At 62.9% G+C, this 15488-nt stretch carries 12 protein-coding genes; 7 read left to right on the plus strand and 5 right to left on the minus strand.

What is annotated here, in order from left to right; translation table 11 throughout:
• Window positions 1-186 precede the first annotated feature (186 nt).
• Both BFP96_RS09630 and BFP96_RS09635 read right to left on the minus strand, forming a co-directional pair.
• Window positions 187-894 carry a YebC/PmpR family DNA-binding transcriptional regulator gene (locus tag BFP96_RS09630; protein WP_065896773.1) on the minus strand — a complete coding sequence of 236 codons (708 nt, stop codon included), beginning with the start codon at window positions 892-894 and terminating at the stop codon, window positions 187-189.
• Between the two features lie 99 nt (window positions 895-993).
• Window positions 994-1851: a LysR substrate-binding domain-containing protein gene (locus BFP96_RS09635; RefSeq protein ID WP_065936094.1), complete on the minus strand. Its 858-nt coding sequence runs from the start codon at window positions 1849-1851 to the stop codon at window positions 994-996.
• Window positions 1852-1962: 111 nt separating this feature from the next.
• Here BFP96_RS09635 and BFP96_RS09640 point away from each other — a divergent pair, with 111 nt between their 5' ends.
• The 3 genes from BFP96_RS09640 (at window position 1963) to BFP96_RS09650 (ending at window position 4635) form a co-directional block, all read left to right on the plus strand.
• On the plus strand, window positions 1963-3072 hold the full coding sequence (locus BFP96_RS09640) for a 2-aminoethylphosphonate--pyruvate transaminase (RefSeq protein WP_065936095.1): 1110 nt from the start codon (window positions 1963-1965) through the stop codon (window positions 3070-3072).
• Between the two features lie 30 nt (window positions 3073-3102).
• Entirely contained in the window at window positions 3103-3930 is an 828-nt protein-coding gene (gene phnX / locus BFP96_RS09645; RefSeq protein ID WP_065936096.1) for a phosphonoacetaldehyde hydrolase, read from the plus strand.
• Window positions 3931-4041: 111 nt separating this feature from the next.
• A complete protein-coding gene (locus tag BFP96_RS09650; RefSeq protein ID WP_065936097.1) occupies window positions 4042-4635 on the plus strand; it encodes a cytochrome b in 594 nt (197 codons plus the stop codon).
• Window positions 4636-5363: 728 nt separating this feature from the next.
• On the opposite strand, the gene BFP96_RS09655 is transcribed toward BFP96_RS09650, so the two are convergent.
• Together BFP96_RS09655 and BFP96_RS09660 are read right to left on the minus strand one after the other, a co-directional pair.
• The gene (locus BFP96_RS09655; protein WP_065936098.1) at window positions 5364-6254 is read right to left on the minus strand and encodes a 1-aminocyclopropane-1-carboxylate deaminase/D-cysteine desulfhydrase; all 891 of its coding nucleotides are present in this window, start codon (window positions 6252-6254) and stop codon (window positions 5364-5366) included.
• A gap of 55 nt (window positions 6255-6309) precedes the next feature.
• Complete coding sequence (locus BFP96_RS09660) at window positions 6310-8349, minus strand: NADPH-dependent 2,4-dienoyl-CoA reductase (protein ID WP_065936099.1); 2040 nt, start codon at window positions 8347-8349, stop codon at window positions 6310-6312.
• Window positions 8350-8560: 211 nt separating this feature from the next.
• Between BFP96_RS09660 and BFP96_RS09665 the strand changes: the two genes are divergently transcribed.
• The 3 genes from BFP96_RS09665 to BFP96_RS09675 all read left to right on the plus strand — a co-directional run bounded on the left by BFP96_RS09665 (window position 8561) and on the right by BFP96_RS09675 (window position 12069).
• Window positions 8561-9691: a carbon-nitrogen hydrolase family protein gene (locus BFP96_RS09665; protein ID WP_065892538.1), complete on the plus strand. Its 1131-nt coding sequence runs from the start codon at window positions 8561-8563 to the stop codon at window positions 9689-9691.
• A gap of 4 nt (window positions 9692-9695) precedes the next feature.
• The gene (locus tag BFP96_RS09670; protein ID WP_065936100.1) at window positions 9696-10730 is read left to right on the plus strand and encodes an AraC family transcriptional regulator; all 1035 of its coding nucleotides are present in this window, start codon (window positions 9696-9698) and stop codon (window positions 10728-10730) included.
• Window positions 10731-11061: 331 nt separating this feature from the next.
• The gene (locus tag BFP96_RS09675; protein WP_065936101.1) at window positions 11062-12069 is read left to right on the plus strand and encodes a transketolase-like TK C-terminal-containing protein; all 1008 of its coding nucleotides are present in this window, start codon (window positions 11062-11064) and stop codon (window positions 12067-12069) included.
• Between the two features lie 21 nt (window positions 12070-12090).
• On the opposite strand, the gene BFP96_RS09680 is transcribed toward BFP96_RS09675, so the two are convergent.
• Window positions 12091-12561, minus strand: a complete 471-nt coding sequence (locus tag BFP96_RS09680; RefSeq protein ID WP_065884864.1) for a MarR family winged helix-turn-helix transcriptional regulator — start codon at window positions 12559-12561, stop codon at window positions 12091-12093.
• A gap of 143 nt (window positions 12562-12704) precedes the next feature.
• Between BFP96_RS09680 and aceE the strand changes: the two genes are divergently transcribed.
• Window positions 12705-15365, plus strand: coding sequence for a pyruvate dehydrogenase (acetyl-transferring), homodimeric type (aceE, locus tag BFP96_RS09685; RefSeq protein WP_065936102.1), 2661 nt, complete (start codon window positions 12705-12707; stop codon window positions 15363-15365).
• The last annotated feature ends 123 nt before the right edge of the window (window positions 15366-15488 follow it).

A 15488-nucleotide genomic window follows, 5' to 3' on the forward strand; every position in this document is an offset into this window, starting at 1 on the left:
CCGTTACCGCAGAAACGGATATGTACTCGATCTGATCCAACATCCTGGTCGGCCCAGAGGCCGCCATCGGGGGCAAGCCCCCTCCCACATTGGACCGAGGCGTATCAGGCAGGTAGCTGTAGGCTGGGAGGCCGATATCGGGGCAAGCCCCCTCCCACATTTTGACTGCATGCACCCAAATAAAAATCAGCCAGCCAGCCCGACAAACATATCCTGCACATCATCATGGTTATCCAGGCCTTCCAGGAACGCCTCGACCTCGGCCATCTGCTCATCGCTCAACCCACTGACCGGGTTCTTCGAAAGATAGCCCAGCTTAGCCGACAGCACGGTAAAGCCCTGCTCCGGCAAGGCTTTCTGCACGGCGTCCAAGTCGGTGGTTTCGGTGATGAACAAGGTAGTGCCTGCTTCCTCGCCGTCTTCAAAGTCCTGGGCACCGGCTTCGATGGCGGCCATTTCCGGATCAGCGTCCGGGGTGTCCGGCGACGCTTCGATCAGCCCGACGTGATTGAAGTCCCAGGCCACCGAGCCGGAAGCCCCCAATTGGCCCTTGCGGAACGCCACGCGGATTTCCGCCACGGTGCGGTTGATGTTGTCGGTGACGCACTCGACGATCAATGGCACCTGGTGCGGGGCGAAACCTTCGTAGGTGACACGGTGGTACTGCACGGTTTCACCGAGCAGACCGGCGCCCTTCTTGATCGCGCGGTCCAGGGTTTCCTTGGGCATCGAGGCCTTCTTGGCCTGCTCCACCACCAGACGCAGGTGAGCGTTGGTCGAGGTGTCTGCACCGTTGCGGGCGGCGATGGTGATTTCTTTCACCAGCTTGCCGAAAATCTTGCCCTTGGCATTGGCTGCCGCTTCTTTATGTTTGACTTTCCACTGTGCGCCCATGACTCACTCTCTACTTTCCATGGCGCCGAAACGTCTACTGGCCGGCGCTTTGGGGGCAGAGTTTATAGCGCAGCAACGCATCGTTCCACCAAAAAACCCTCAGGGCGCCAACTCGAAAAAGGCCTGGATCAAGCGCAACGACCGGTGCCGCTCCAGGCAGCCAAGCAGATGCCGGTTCTGCAGGCCGTCGCCGCGAATCGGCACGGCACATACGCGTGGGTCGCGGCTGACCTCCATCGACGATACCACCCCCAGGCCCAGCTCGGCCGCAACGGCCTCCGTCACCGCCTCCCGGCTGTCCAGTTCCAGCAGCACCCTGGGCCGCACACCGGCAGCCAGACACGCCTCATCAAAGGTACGCCGGGTAATGGAACCGGGCTCGCGCAACACCATGATCTCTTCGTTCAACGCCGACAGTGCAATGCCCTCGGCCTGCCCCGCCCACGGATGCACGGCCGGCACCAGCGCGCAAATACGCGACTCGCCCAAGGGATGCAGGTGCAGGCCATTGCGCGGCTCCACTTCGGTCAGCACCGCCACATCGGCATGCTCGGACAACAACGCCGCCAGGGTTTCCTGGGCATTGCCCAGGCGCAGATTCACCGTGACGCCCGGATAAAGCACGCGCAGCCGGGCGATCATCGGCATCACCAGATGCGGGCCGTCCGCCGCCACTTCCAGGCGCCCGGTGAGCAATTGGCGGTTGGCTTCGAGCATCGCCTGCGCCTCATCCACCAGGCCGAAGATCGCCCGGGTGATCGCCGCCAGGCGTGCGCCCTCCTCGGTCAACTCGACCCGCCGCGCAGTGCGGCGCAGCAAAGGGATCTGGTAGTGCTCCTCCAGCGCCTTGATGTGCCCGGTCACCGCCGGCTGGCTGATGAACAGCCGGGCGGCCGCACGGGTAAAACTGCCCTCGCGGGCCACCGCATCGAATGCGCGCAGTTGGAACAGGTTCATGGTTATCGGCCTCACTGATAGCTCGCATAACAACAAACAATTTGATTGATAACAAGCCAAACTGCAATTTAGGCGCCGTAGAGTCGACCCGTTGTTTTACGAGGACCCGAGATGACCCCTGCCGCGCCGCTCCTGCTGACCCCCGGCCCCCTGACCACTTCCAATCGCACGCGCCAGGCGATGATGGTGGACTGGGGTTCATGGGATGAGCGTTTCAACCAACTCACCGCCAGCGTGTGCGAGCATTTGCTGGCGATCATCCATGGCGCCGCCAGCCACCACTGCGTGCCGTTGCAGGGCAGCGGCACTTTCGCCGTCGAAGCCGCCATCGGCACCCTCGTACCGCGTAACGGCAAGGTACTGGTGCTGATCAACGGCGCCTACGGCAAACGCCTGGCGAAGATCTGTGACGTGCTCGGCCGCGCGTACAGCACCTTCGAAACGCCCGAAGACCAACCCACCACCGCCGCCGAGGTGGACCGCCTGCTGCACGCCGACGCCGCGATCACCCATGTCGCGCTGATCCACTGCGAGACCAGCACCGGCATCCTCAACCCGCTGGCGCAGATCGCCGAAGTGGTCAAGCGTCACGGCAAGCGCCTGATCATCGACGCCATGAGTTCCTTCGGCGCACTGCCGATCGATGCGCGTGAAGTGCCCTTCGACGCGCTGATCGCCGCGTCCGGCAAATGCCTGGAAGGCGTGCCGGGCATGGGCTTTGTCTTCGCCGAAAAGAGCGCGCTGGCTGCGGCCGCAGGCAACTCTCATTCCCTGGCGATGGACCTGTTCGACCAGCACAGCTACATGGCCCGCACCGGCCAGTGGCGCTTCACACCGCCCACCCATGTGGTCGCCGCCCTGCACGAAGCGCTTGTGCAATACCACGAAGAGGGCGGCCTGCCCGCCCGTCATCAACGCTACGCCGATAACTGCCGCGCGCTCCTGGACGGCATGGCCGCACTGCGTCTGCGCAGCTTCCTGCCGGCGGCGATCCAGGCGCCGATCATCGTCACCTTCCACGCCCCGCAACACCCGCGCTACCAGTTCACGGACTTCTACGAACGGGTCAAGGCCAAGGGTTTCATCCTCTATCCGGGCAAATTGACCCAGGTGGAGACCTTTCGCGTGGGCTGCATCGGCCATGTCGACGCGGCGGGCATGCGCGCGGCGGTCCAGGCCATCGCCGAGGTGCTGCAAGAAATGCACGTGCTGGACCTCTGATTGTCCCCATTACCCCACAGGATCTGAACCATGAACTATCAAAACCCCACTACGCTCCAGGCCGTCATTCTCGACTGGGCCGGCACCGTAGTGGACTTCGGCTCGTTTGCGCCGACGCAGATTTTTGTCGAGGCCTTTGCCGAGTTCGGCGTACAGGTGTCCATCGAAGAGGCTCGTGGCCCGATGGGCATGGGCAAGTGGGACCATATCCGCACCCTCTGCGATCAGCCGCACGTCGCCGAGCGTTATCGCAAGGCCTTCGGCCGCACGCCCACCGACGCGGACGTGAGCGCCATCTACCAACGCTTCATGCCGCTGCAGATCGAGAAAATCGCCGAACACTCGGCGCTGATCCCCGGCGCCCTCGACACCCTTGCCGGCGTGCGCGCCCAGGGCATCAAGATCGGCTCCTGTTCCGGCTATCCCAAACAAGTGATGGACAAGGTCGTCGCCCTGGCCGCCAGCAACGGCTACGTGGCGGACCATGTGGTCGCCACCGACGAAGTGCCCAATGGCCGCCCATGGCCGGCCCAGGCGCTGGCCAATGTGATCGCGCTGGGCATTGACGATGTGGCGGCGTGCGTGAAAGTCGACGACACCGTACCGGGTATCCTCGAAGGCCGCCGTGCCGGCATGTGGACCGTGGCGCTGACCTGCTCCGGCAACGCCCTGGGCCTGACCTATGAGCAGTTCCGGGCGCTGGACAGCGCCACACTGGCCGGCGAGCGCCAGCGTATCGAAGCGATGTTCGAAGGCTCACGCCCGCACTACCTGATCGACACTATTACCGATCTGCCGCAGGTCATCGCCGATATCAACGCACGCCTGGCTCGCGGGGAAATGCCGCAAAGCCACTGACGAAGGTCAATGCACCGGCATTCACTACGGGCAAAGCGCTTCAAACAGGCATACAGTTGAACCACTCCGTCAAAGAACGGAAGGTTGCCCTGATAAGTGAGGAACCCAACGATGCCGTGGAAAAATTCCGATACGCGCTACAGCACCATGTCGATTGCATTGCACTGGTTGATGGTGGTGCTCCTGGCGGTGGTCTACGCCTGCATTGAGTTACGCGGCCAGTTCCCCAAAGGCAGCGGTGCGCGCACGCTGATCGTCGAAATGCACTTTATGTTCGGCCTGACCGTGTTTGTGCTGGTGTGGCTGCGCCTGTTCGCCCGCAGCCTGGGCGTGGCGCCGAAGATCGTGCCGGCGCCGCCGCCATGGCAGCGCCTGTTGGCGACGCTGACCCACGTTGCGCTGTATGGGTTGATGATCGGCATGCCGATTGCCGGCTGGCTGATCGTCAGCGCCGAGGGGCATTCGGTGATGTTCTACGGGATGGAGTTGCCGCCGCTGATCGCTGAGAACAAGGCATTGGCCAAGGAGATTGAAGGCTGGCATGTGCTGTTTGGCCAGATCGGTTACTGGCTGATCGGGCTGCATGCGTTGGCCGGGATCTTTCATCATTACGTGATGCGCGATAATACGGCGCTGAGGATGATGCCGGGCAGGAGGGAGCTTGCTCCCGATGGCGTCGAGTCAGCCAACACATCCATCGAGTGATACACCTTGATCGGGGCATGAGTATCTGCACAACTTGGGTGCGACGCCGGACCTGTGGCTAGGGAGCTTGCTCCCGTGACGGCCGGACAGCCAACACGTATCTACCTGACGCTCCGAGGTTCAAATGTGGGAGGGGGCTTGCCCCCGATGGCGGCCTTGGGGCTGGCCGGGATGTTGGGTCGGACCGAGTACATATCCGTTTCTGCGGTCACGGCCACTTAGGGTTCCGCCCTGACGGCGGCTCACTTTTGAAAAGCGCAAAAGTAAGCAAAACGCTCTTGCCCCACCACTCGGCACCTCGCCTAGGCTCGGTGTGCCCTCTCTCCGGCTTGAATCCGTGGGCCGCCGCAATGGGCCATCCCTGGCCCAGTGCGGCTAACCCGGCGTCCTGCCGGGTTACCCACGGATTCAAGCCTGCGTTCGGCCAGCGTGGTTTAACGGGGCGCCTGAGATCAAAAGCAAAAGCGCGGCGGCCTTGGAGCCGACCGGTGTTTTGTGTCGATCCCGGTACAAATGTGGGAGGGGGCTTGCCCCCGATGCGGTGGGTCAGCCAGCGCTGTTGTCGCTGACCCACCGCCATCGGGGGCAAGCCCCCTCCCACATTTGGATCTCCAGTGTTTTGAGGGATTTTATACGCTCCAGATTTACGGGGTTAGCGTGGGCTGCTACAGCATTGTGGCGATTTCCCATGGCCATCGGGGGCAAGGCCCTCCCACAGGGGGTCTGCTCTAGGCATTGAAACCTCGGCGGCCTTGCAGGCCGCCGGTGTGGATGAAGATCAGGCGGGTACCGGGGGCGAAGCGTCCGGTCTCGATCTGTTGCTTCAACGCCAGCAGCGCCTTGCCGGTGTAGAGCGGCTCCAGCGGCACACCGCTGGCCTGTTCGGTGCGTTCGATAAAATCGAGCAGCAGCGGATCGACCTTGGCAAAGCCGTCTCGGCTGGCGTCGATCAGTTCGTAACCGTTGTGCACCATGGCACTTACGTTCTGCGCGACACCGTGATCGTCCGGCACTGCCAATGCGCCGTAGACCGTACGCCTGCCCGCCTCGGCCAATACCAACCCGGCCAGTGTCGTCCCGGTACCGGCTGCCAGCCACCAAGCGTCGTAATCCGCCCAGCCGAGCTGACTCAACTGCGCCTGCGCCTGCTCGACCAGCACCGCGCAGCCCAGCGCACCCGCCAGCCCGCCGCCGCCTTCGGGCACCGGATGAAGATGGGGATACTGTTCGCGCCAGGGCAACCAGAAGCCCGGCTCATGGCGTGCGCGATAGCCGCCGTAACCGAGCCAATGCAATTGCATGCCGAACGCCTTGAGGTCGAGCACGGTGGGGGTGTCTTGAGGATGGCCGCGCAACAGGCCGACCGTGGGAAAGCTAAAGCGCCTGCCCGCCGCCGCCAGGGCGTGCAGATGGTTGGAGTAGGCCCCGCCGAGGCTGATGACCCCGCTGGCCCCCGCGTCGCGGGCTTGATTCAGGTGTTCGGTGAGCTTGAACCACTTGTTGCCGCTGATCAGCGGGTCGATACGGTCCAGGCGCAGCATGGCCAACTCGACCCCGTTCAGCCAGTCGAGCTGCAAAGGTTCAAGGGGAGCGTGAGGTAGCCAGTCGAAAGGACCCATCGGGAAGTATCTGAATGAAAAGGAGCGGTAGTCTAACACCGCCCCTTTCGTCGACTTACAGCTCGGCCGCCAGGCGCGAACCCTGGTTGATGGCGCGCTTGGCGTCCAGCTCGGCCGCCACATCGGCACCGCCAATCAGGTGCACGTTCTGCCCGGCGGCGACCAGGCCGTCGTGCAGTTCGCGCAGCGGGTCCTGGCCGGCGCAGATGACGATGTTGTCCACCGCCAGCACCTGCGGCTCGCCCTCGGCGCCGATGCGGATATGCAGGCCTTCATCATCGATCTTCAGGTATTCGACGCTGTTAAGCATCTGCACCTGTTTGTTTTTCAGGCCGGTACGGTGGATCCAGCCGGTGGTCTTGCCCAGGCCGTCGCCGACCTTGGACGCCTTGCGTTGCAGCAGGAACACCTCACGCGCCGGTGCATGGCGCTCGGGCTTGATCCCGGCCACGCCGCCACGGGCCTCAAGTTGAGTGTCGATGCCCCACTCTTTCCAGAACGCTTCGCGATCCAGGCTGGTGGACACGCCCTGGTGCACCAGGAATTCCGACACGTCGAAACCGATACCGCCCGCGCCAATCACCGCCACGCGCTTGCCAACCGGCTTGCGCTCCAGGATCACGTCCAGGTAATTGAGCACCTTGGCGTTCTCCACACCCGCAATCGCCGGCGTACGCGGTGCGATACCGGTGGCCAGGATCACCTCGTCATAACCGCCCGCCACCAGTTGCGCCACATCGACACGGGTGTTGAGGCACAGCTCGACGTGAGTGGTCTGCAATTTGCGTTTGAAGTAGCGCAGGGTCTCGAAAAATTCTTCCTTGCCCGGTATGCGTTTGGCGATGTTGAACTGGCCGCCGATTTCGCTGGCCGAATCGAACAAGGTCACCTGGTGCCCGCGCTCGGCAGCCACGGTAGCAGCAGCCAGTCCGGCAGGGCCGGCACCGACGACCGCAATTTTCTTGATCTGCTGCACGGGCAGGTAATTGAGTTCGGTTTCATAGCACGCCCGCGGGTTGACCAGGCAGGTGGTCAGCTTGCCGCCGAAGGTGTGGTCCAGGCACGCCTGATTGCAACCGATGCAGGTGTTGATTTCGTCGGCGCGCCCCGCCGCGGCCTTGTTGACAAACTCCGGGTCGGCGAGAAACGGCCGCGCCATCGAGACCATGTCGGCATCGCCCTCGGCGAGAATCTGCTCGGCGACTTCCGGCGTGTTGATGCGGTTGGTGGTAATCAACGGAATCTGCACCGCGCCACGCAACTTGGCGGTGACCTTGCTGAACGCGGCGCGCGGCACTTTGGTGGCAATGGTCGGGATACGCGCTTCGTGCCAGCCGATACCGGTGTTGATAATAGTGGCGCCGGCCTGCTCGATGGCCTTGGCCAACTGCACGACTTCCTCCCAGACGCTGCCGCCCTCGACCAGGTCGAGCATCGACAGGCGGAAAATAATGATGAAATTCGGGCCGACCGCTTCACGCACCCGGCGCACGATTTCCACGGCCAGGCGCATACGATTTTCGAAGCTGCCGCCCCAACGGTCGGTGCGATGGTTGGTGTGGGCGGCCAGGAACTGGTTGATGAAGTAACCTTCGGACCCCATGATTTCCACGCCGTCGTACTCGGCGACCTGGGCCAGCTGCGAGCAGGTGACGAAATCCTGGATCTGCTTCTCGATGCCCTCCTCGTCCAGCTCCCGGGGCTTGAACGGGTTGATCGGTGCCTGGATCGCACTCGGCGCTACCTGCTTGGGGCTGTAGGCATAACGCCCGGCATGCAGGATCTGCATGCAGATCTTGCCACCGGCGTCGTGTACGGCGCGGGTGACGATCCGATGCTTTTGCGCCTCTTCGTCGGTGGTCAGCTTGGCCGCACCGGCATACACGCCGCCTTCATCGTTCGGGCCGATGCCGCCGGTGACCATCAGGCCGACGCCGCCCCGGGCGCGCTCGGCGAAATACGCCGCCATGCGCTCGAAACCGCCGGGCTTTTCTTCCAGGCCCGTGTGCATCGAGCCCATCAGGGTACGGTTGCGCAGGGTGGTAAAACCCAGGTCCAACGGGGCCAGCAGGTGCGGGTAGGCAGCAGCGGTCATGGTACAGCTCCACAACGGATCATCACGGGACGTGGAGGGCTCGAATGGCACCCCATCGGTTTATGTCCCACAGACTAAGAGGCGATCACCTACCGCTCAATGACTGAAACTGACAACTTATTGATCCAAATGCACAGCCACCCTTGGCAAGCCGGGCCAGGAGCCCTACCCTAGTCGCGAACCCTGCCCCCGGTCTGTTGTCTGTTGCCCCATGCGCAAATTACTCATATTCACCGTCACCATGGCCCTGGTTGCCGCCCTCGCCGCGTATCTGGTCTGGACCCAGGAGCGCCCCGTGGCGCATTACCTGTCGGACCTGCGCATCACCCTCGCGGTCAATGAAGGCCAGCCGGCCGAGCGTGGCAACCTGCTGGGCATCCAGCCGGAGCTGTTCCCTGCCGATTACCAGAGCCTGGAGCGCCTGCACCTGAAGCTCTCGGCCTACCTGCAAAAGGCCCGCGAACAGGGTTTGATCAACGACAAGACCGTCGTCGTGCTGCCGGAACATGTCGGCACCTGGCTGATGCTCGCCGGCGAGAAAAACGAGCTGTACCAGGCCACCCACCTCAAGGACGCGATGAACTGGCTGTCGATCAGCAATCCGTTGCAGTTCCTGCGCGCCTGGATCAGCGCCACCGGCGACAACCGCATGGATGATGCGTACCTGCGCATGAAAGCCGCCGGCATGGCGCGCGATTACCAAGTGCTGTTTGGCGGCCTGGCCAAGGAATTCGGCGTGACCCTGGTGGCCGGTTCCATCGCCCTGCCCAATCCCAGTGTGAACCTGGGGCAACTGCAGGTCGGCCATGGTGCGCTGTACAACGTCAGTGTGGTCTTTGCCGCCGATGGTTTGCCTCTGGGCCAGCCACAGCGCCAGCTGTACCCGATCTACGACGAGCGCGGCTTTATCGAACCCGGCGATGAGAACATCGTCAGCGTGGTCGACACCCCGGCCGGGCGCCTGGGCGTGCTGATCGGCAGCGACAGCTGGTACCCGGACAACTACCGCAAGCTCAATGAACAAGGTGCCCAACTGATTGCCGTGCCGGCCTATGTGACCGGGCGTGACACCTGGGACCGCCCGTGGCGCGGCTTCAAGAGCGTGTCGACCCCTTCGGAAGTCAGCCTCAAGCCCGAGGAAACCAGCGAGGGCGAGGCCTGGCGCCGCCTGACCCTGATCAGCCAACCACCGATCAGCCAGGCCACAGCGGGCATGAGCGTGTTTTTGCGTGGCCAGTTCTGGGACCTGGGCAGCGCCGGGCAGAGCTTCCTGAGCCGCAACGGGCAACTGTTCGCCGACGGCGAAGCCCGTGGCGCGCGCCTGCTCAATATCTGGCTGTAACCGCGTGAAGCCGGTGCGCCTGGGGGATCTGTCGGTGGGCTTCGTGCACACCCTGGCCGATGCCGTGCACAGCCACGGCCTGGACCCGCACCCCCTGTTGCTGCAATACGGCCTGGACCCGGCACGCTTGGCCGAAGCGGGCGCGCGCCTGTCGATCCCGCGCTATATGCGCCTGGGGCATGCGGCCATCCAACTGACCGGCGATCCGGGCCTGGGCCTGCGCATGGGTCAGCTCAGTCGCCTGAGCCAGGCCGGGCTCGCCGGTGTCACCGCCGCCCAGGCACCGACGGTACGCGAAGCCGCGCGCACGCTGACGCGCTTCGAGCCGTTGTATGGCTCCAACTACCGTGGGCAATCGAGCTTTCATGAAGACGCCGAAGGCGCCTGGCTGCGGTTCTATTCCATCAGCCCCTACAACGCCTATAACCGCTTTGTGGTGGACTCGATCATCGCCGGCTGGCTGCATCAACTGTCGAGCCTGGCGCAACAACCGGTGCAGGCCCAACGCATCGAAATCGAATTCCAGGCCCCCGAATACAGCCATTTGTATAGCGTGCTGGGGGACAGTCCTGTGCAGTTCGGCGCCGACCGCAATCAACTGCGCCTGACTCAGGCCACCCTGGCCCTGCGCAACCCGCAGTACTGCCCGAGCACCTGGCATCTGTTGTTACAGCTGTGTGAAAGGGAACTGGAGCAACTGACCCGCACCCGCAGCCTGCGCGAGCGCATTACTCGACTGCTGGGGCCGATGCTCAATGGTGGCCGGGAACCCGACCTGGAAGAAGTGGCGGCACGCTTGAAGCTGCCCACTTGGACCCTGCGCCGCAAACTGGCCGACGAAGGCACGCAATTTCGTGCGATTCTCAACGATACCCGCCGCGACTTGGCCATGACCTACATTCGCGACACGGAACTGGCCTTTGGCGAGATCGCCTACTTGCTCGGGTTTGCCTCGGCCCAAGCCTTCCAACGCGCCTTCAGGCGCTGGAACAACCAGACCCCAGGGGAATTTCGCCGCAGTCAGCGGCATTCCGCCTGAAGTCGGCCCTACAGCTCGGTGGCATCGTCGACCGGGTCCAGCGGGTCGAGTTCGAATGCCTGGTACTCCAGCAGTTCTTCCTGGTAATCGTCCATGGTGGACTCCTTGTTAAGTTAAAAATGCCAGCGCAATTAATGACCTTCACGACCAGACTAAAGTGCCGTCATGACGAAAAAATGTCTGCGCCATGATGTTCCCGCACGTGAAGATTAAACGCGGCGGCGGCGGACTGATTTAGTCGGAAGATCGAGGCACTATTGCAATCATTGCAATTGCAATCATAAGACCAATTCCATTAGGGTAGGCACCTCTGTCGCCAGGAGCCACCCCCATGCCCGCCTCTACCGCACTCGCTGCGCAGCTGTGCATCGACGCACTGGACACCTGCGCCTGCTCGCGCAGCTCACCGCTGTACACGGTCTTGAGCATGGCCGGCGCGCTGGAATCCAGTCGCCAGGCCTGGGTGATTCGCGGCCAGTCGCGCAGTCGGCGCCCGGGTAACTGGCCCACCTGGTTTGCGCGCAATACCGGGGAAAAGCCGCTGCTCTACCTGCACAGCGCCACCTCGTCTGCACAGCTGTATGCACTGTCACACCGGACCGACCAGCGCGGCATTTTGTGCAATGACAGCGAAACCCAGCCATCCCCGTGGCCGAAGGGCGCGCAACCGTCGCTGCCGTTGTGGCTGGCCAGCCATCCACGCTGTACGCCCTACGACCCTGCCTCGGGCGAAGAGGCCCAGGCCATCGTGCTGGCCGGGTTGCGAACGCTGTACGTGGATGGCCAGCCGGGCTTTTATTACCTGGCGCTGCATGATCAGCCCAGCACCCTCGCACCGCAGACGCTGGACCGCGAAGGTGCGATCAAGGGCATGTATCCCGTGCGGCAAACTGCCGACGTGGCGAACGTGCGCTTGCTGGGTGCCGGTCGAGCCCTGGAAGAGGTCATGCACGCCGCGCAATTGCTTGAGCAGCAATGGGGCATCACGGCGCATGTATGGAGTTGCCCCAGTTATACCCGACTGGCCCGCGAGGCGGCGGCCGCCGAGCGCTGGAACCGCCTGCATCCCTGCGCGCCCAGGCGCAGCAGCCATCTGCGCGACTGCCTGGCGGGGAGTCGGACACCGGTGCTTGCCGTCACCGGCTACCCACAAGTGGTGGTCGACCAGTTGGCCGCGCATGTGAACACGCGCTTCGTGGCGCTGGGCGCAGGCTCGGTACAGGCAGCCGCGCCGAACCGCTACTGGATTACAGTGCTGGCATTAAAAGCGTTAGCCGATGAAGGGCACATCGAGACACACAAGGTGGAACACGCCCTGCAACGGTATGACCTGAAATGACACGGTCACGGTTCACCGCATTTAGGTTTTGCGCCGGCTACGGGTTTGCACGCCCGCCTCCATCGCCAACCCCGCCGTACGCTGCAGTGCATCGGCAAAGGCCTGACGGTGCTCAGGCTCGATTTGCGACAAAAACAGCTCATCCACGGTGCTTTCGTAGATTTTCCACATTTTCTTGCGCAGCGTACGGCCGGCCTCGGTGATCGAGGCAAACGCTGCGCGGCCATCGCCGTCGGAACGTGAACGCACCACCAGGCCGTCCTTTTCCAGGCGGTCGACCAGGCGCGTGAGGTTGTAACGCTCAATGGCCAGCACATCGGCCAATTCATGCATACGGCGCGTGCCTTCAGGACCGCTTTCCAAGCCCCACAGCGCGTCGTACCAGGCATACGGCGGCAGTTGCGCCTCGGTCAGCCGGCGCTCGATCTCACGGATGACCGTCCTGTGGGCCCTGACAAAACGGAACCATACATCCGGCTCTTTCGACGACATGCAACACCATCCGGGGAATTCAAGAAGGTTGCAATAGTAGCTCATCACGGGCTAAATTCCGCCATGTCGTTGCAATTGCAACTATATCGCAGCGCGCCCACAAGGCGTTCGCCGCCCGGAATCCGCCTACCCTGGAGCCTCATATGAATCCGAATAACGCCGCATCCCTGGACCACGATCCGCAGGAAACCCGTGAGTGGCTCGACTCCATCGAATCGGTGCTGTCGGCCGAAGGCCGCCCTCGCGCCCATTACCTGATCGACCAGTTGCTGGATTTCGACGTGGCGCGCCATGGCGACTTTTACGGGCGGGTGACTACCCCTTACGTCAACACCATCGCTGCCGACCGCCAACTGCCCTACCCCGGCGACCTGGACATTGAACGGCGGACCAATGCGTTTATCCGCTGGAATGCCATGGCGATGGTCTTGCGTGCCGGCAAACACTCGGGCGTGGGTGGGCATATCGCGACCTACGCGTCAGCCGCTGTGCTGTACGACGTAGGCTTCGACCATTTCTTTCGTGGCCGAACCGACACCTTCGACGGCGACCTCGTGTACATCCAGGGCCATTCCTCCCCCGGCATCTACGGCCGCGCGTATCTGGAAGGCCGCCTCAACGAAGCCCAACTGGATAACTTTCGCCGCGAAGCCGGTGGCCAAGGCCTGTCTTCCTACCCTCACCCACGGCTGATGACGGACTTCTGGCAATTCCCTACGGTGTCCATGGGCCTGGGGCCGATCACGGCCGCTTATCAGGCGCGCTTCATGCGTTACCTGGAGTTTCGCGACCTCAAGCAACACCAGGGTCGCAAGGTATGGGCGTTCCTCGGTGACGGCGAGATGGACCAGCCGGAATCCCTGGCCGCCATTTCCCTGGCCGGTCGCGAAAAACTCGACAACCTGATCTTCGTCGTCAACTGCAACCTGCAGCGCCTGGACGGCCCGGTACGCGGTAACGCCAAGGTGATCCAGGAATTCGAGAGTGTGTACCGTGCCGCCGGCTGGAATGTGATCAAGGTGATCTGGGGCGGTGGCTGGGATGCGCTGCTGGACAAAGACCACAGCGGCCTGCTGCGCCAGCGCATGATGGAATGCGTGGACGGCGATTACCAGAATTACAAATCCCAGAATGGCGCCTATGTGCGCGAGCATTTCTTCGGCAAATACCCGGAATTGCTGGCACTGGTTGCGGATATGTCCGACGACGATATCTGGAAACTCTCACGGGGCGGCCATGACCCGCTCAAGGTCTACAACGCCTACGCCGCCGCAGTGCGCCACAAGGGCCAGCCCACGGTGATCCTGGCCAAGACCGTCAAGGGCTTCGGCATGGGCGAAGCCGGCGAAGGCCAGAACATCAACCATCAATTGAAGAAAATGGGTGCCGACGCGGTAAAAGCCTTCCGCGACCGCTTCGGGCTGGAAGTGGCCGATGACCTGCTCGACGAAATTCCTTACCTCAAGCCGGCGGCCGACAGCACAGAAGCGCGCTATTTCAATGCCCGGCGCCAGGCGCTGGGCGGGTATGTGCCGGCCCGGCACACTGACGTTGCCCCGTTGACTGTCCCGCCCCTGTCCGCATTCGCCACTCAACTCAAGGACACCGGCGAGCGCGCCATATCCACCACCATGGCGTTTGTACGCATCCTCGGCACGCTGCTCAAGGACCCGCATCTGGGCAAGCTGATCGTCCCTATCGTGCCGGATGAGTCGCGCACCTTCGGCATGGAGAGCCTGTTCCGGCAGATCGGCATCCATTCCGCCGTGGGCCAGCTTTACACCCCGCAGGACGCCGGGCAACTGAGCTACTACAAAGAGAGCAAGGACGGACAGATCATGCAGGAAGGCCTGAATGAATCGGGTGCCATTTCCTCCTGGATCGCGGCAAGTACGTCCTACAGCAACCATGGCCTGATGACCGTCCCGTTTTATATTTTCTATTCGATGTTCGGCTTCCAGCGCGTCGGCGACCTGGCCTGGGCGGCGGGCGACGCGCGCGCCCGCGGCTTTCTGCTGGGTGCCACGGCCGGGCGCACCACCTTGATGGGTGAAGGGTTGCAGCATGACGACGGGCACAGCCATATCCTGGCCTCGGTAGTGCCGTGCTGCGTGGCCTACGATCCGACTTTTGCCTACGAGCTGGCGGTGATTATTCGCGAGGGCATGCGGCGCATGTATGTCGAACAGCAAGACATTTACTACTACATCACCCTGCTCAACGAAAACTACCCGCACCCGGCAATGCCCGAAGGCGTAGAGGATGGGGTTCTCAAGGGGATGTATCCGCTGAGCACACACCCGGATGCTCGGGTTCAGCTGATGGGAAGTGGTTCGATCCTGCGCGAAGTCATCGCTGCAGCGTCGCTGCTCCGGGAAGATTTCGCTGTAGATAGCGATGTGTGGAGCGTCACCAGCCTGACCGAGTTGCGCCGTAACGGGCACGCCGTAGAGCGCTGGAACCTGTTGCATCCGCAAAGTGAGCCGCGTCTGAGTTACGTGGAGGAGTGCCTTGTCGGAAAAGCCGGGCCGGTGGTGGCGGCGACGGACTACATGAAATTATTCGCCGATCAGATTCGCCCCTTCGTACAGGGCCGCCGCTTTGTCGCGCTGGGAACCGATGGGTTCGGGCAGTCGGACACCCGGGAAGCGTTGCGCGAGTTCTTTGAAGTGGACCGCCACTTCATCGTGCTGGCGGCGCTGAAGGCACTGGCGGATGACGGTGTGATCGGTCGTGACAACATCACAGAGGCGATCAACCGCTACGGGATCAATGTCGACAAGACAGACCCCGTAACGGTCTGAGTCACTGCGTTGGCGTTGGCAGGGCGGGAATCGCCTCTGTCGGCGCCGGCAGGCTGGGGTTGGTCGGCGCGGGCGCGGACTCGGTGGCCGGGGTCTCAGGTGGAGTCTGCGGTGCCGGCTCTA

The organism is Pseudomonas sp. 34 E 7, assembly GCF_900005715.1.
GTDB lineage: Bacteria > Pseudomonadota > Gammaproteobacteria > Pseudomonadales > Pseudomonadaceae > Aquipseudomonas > Aquipseudomonas orientalis_A.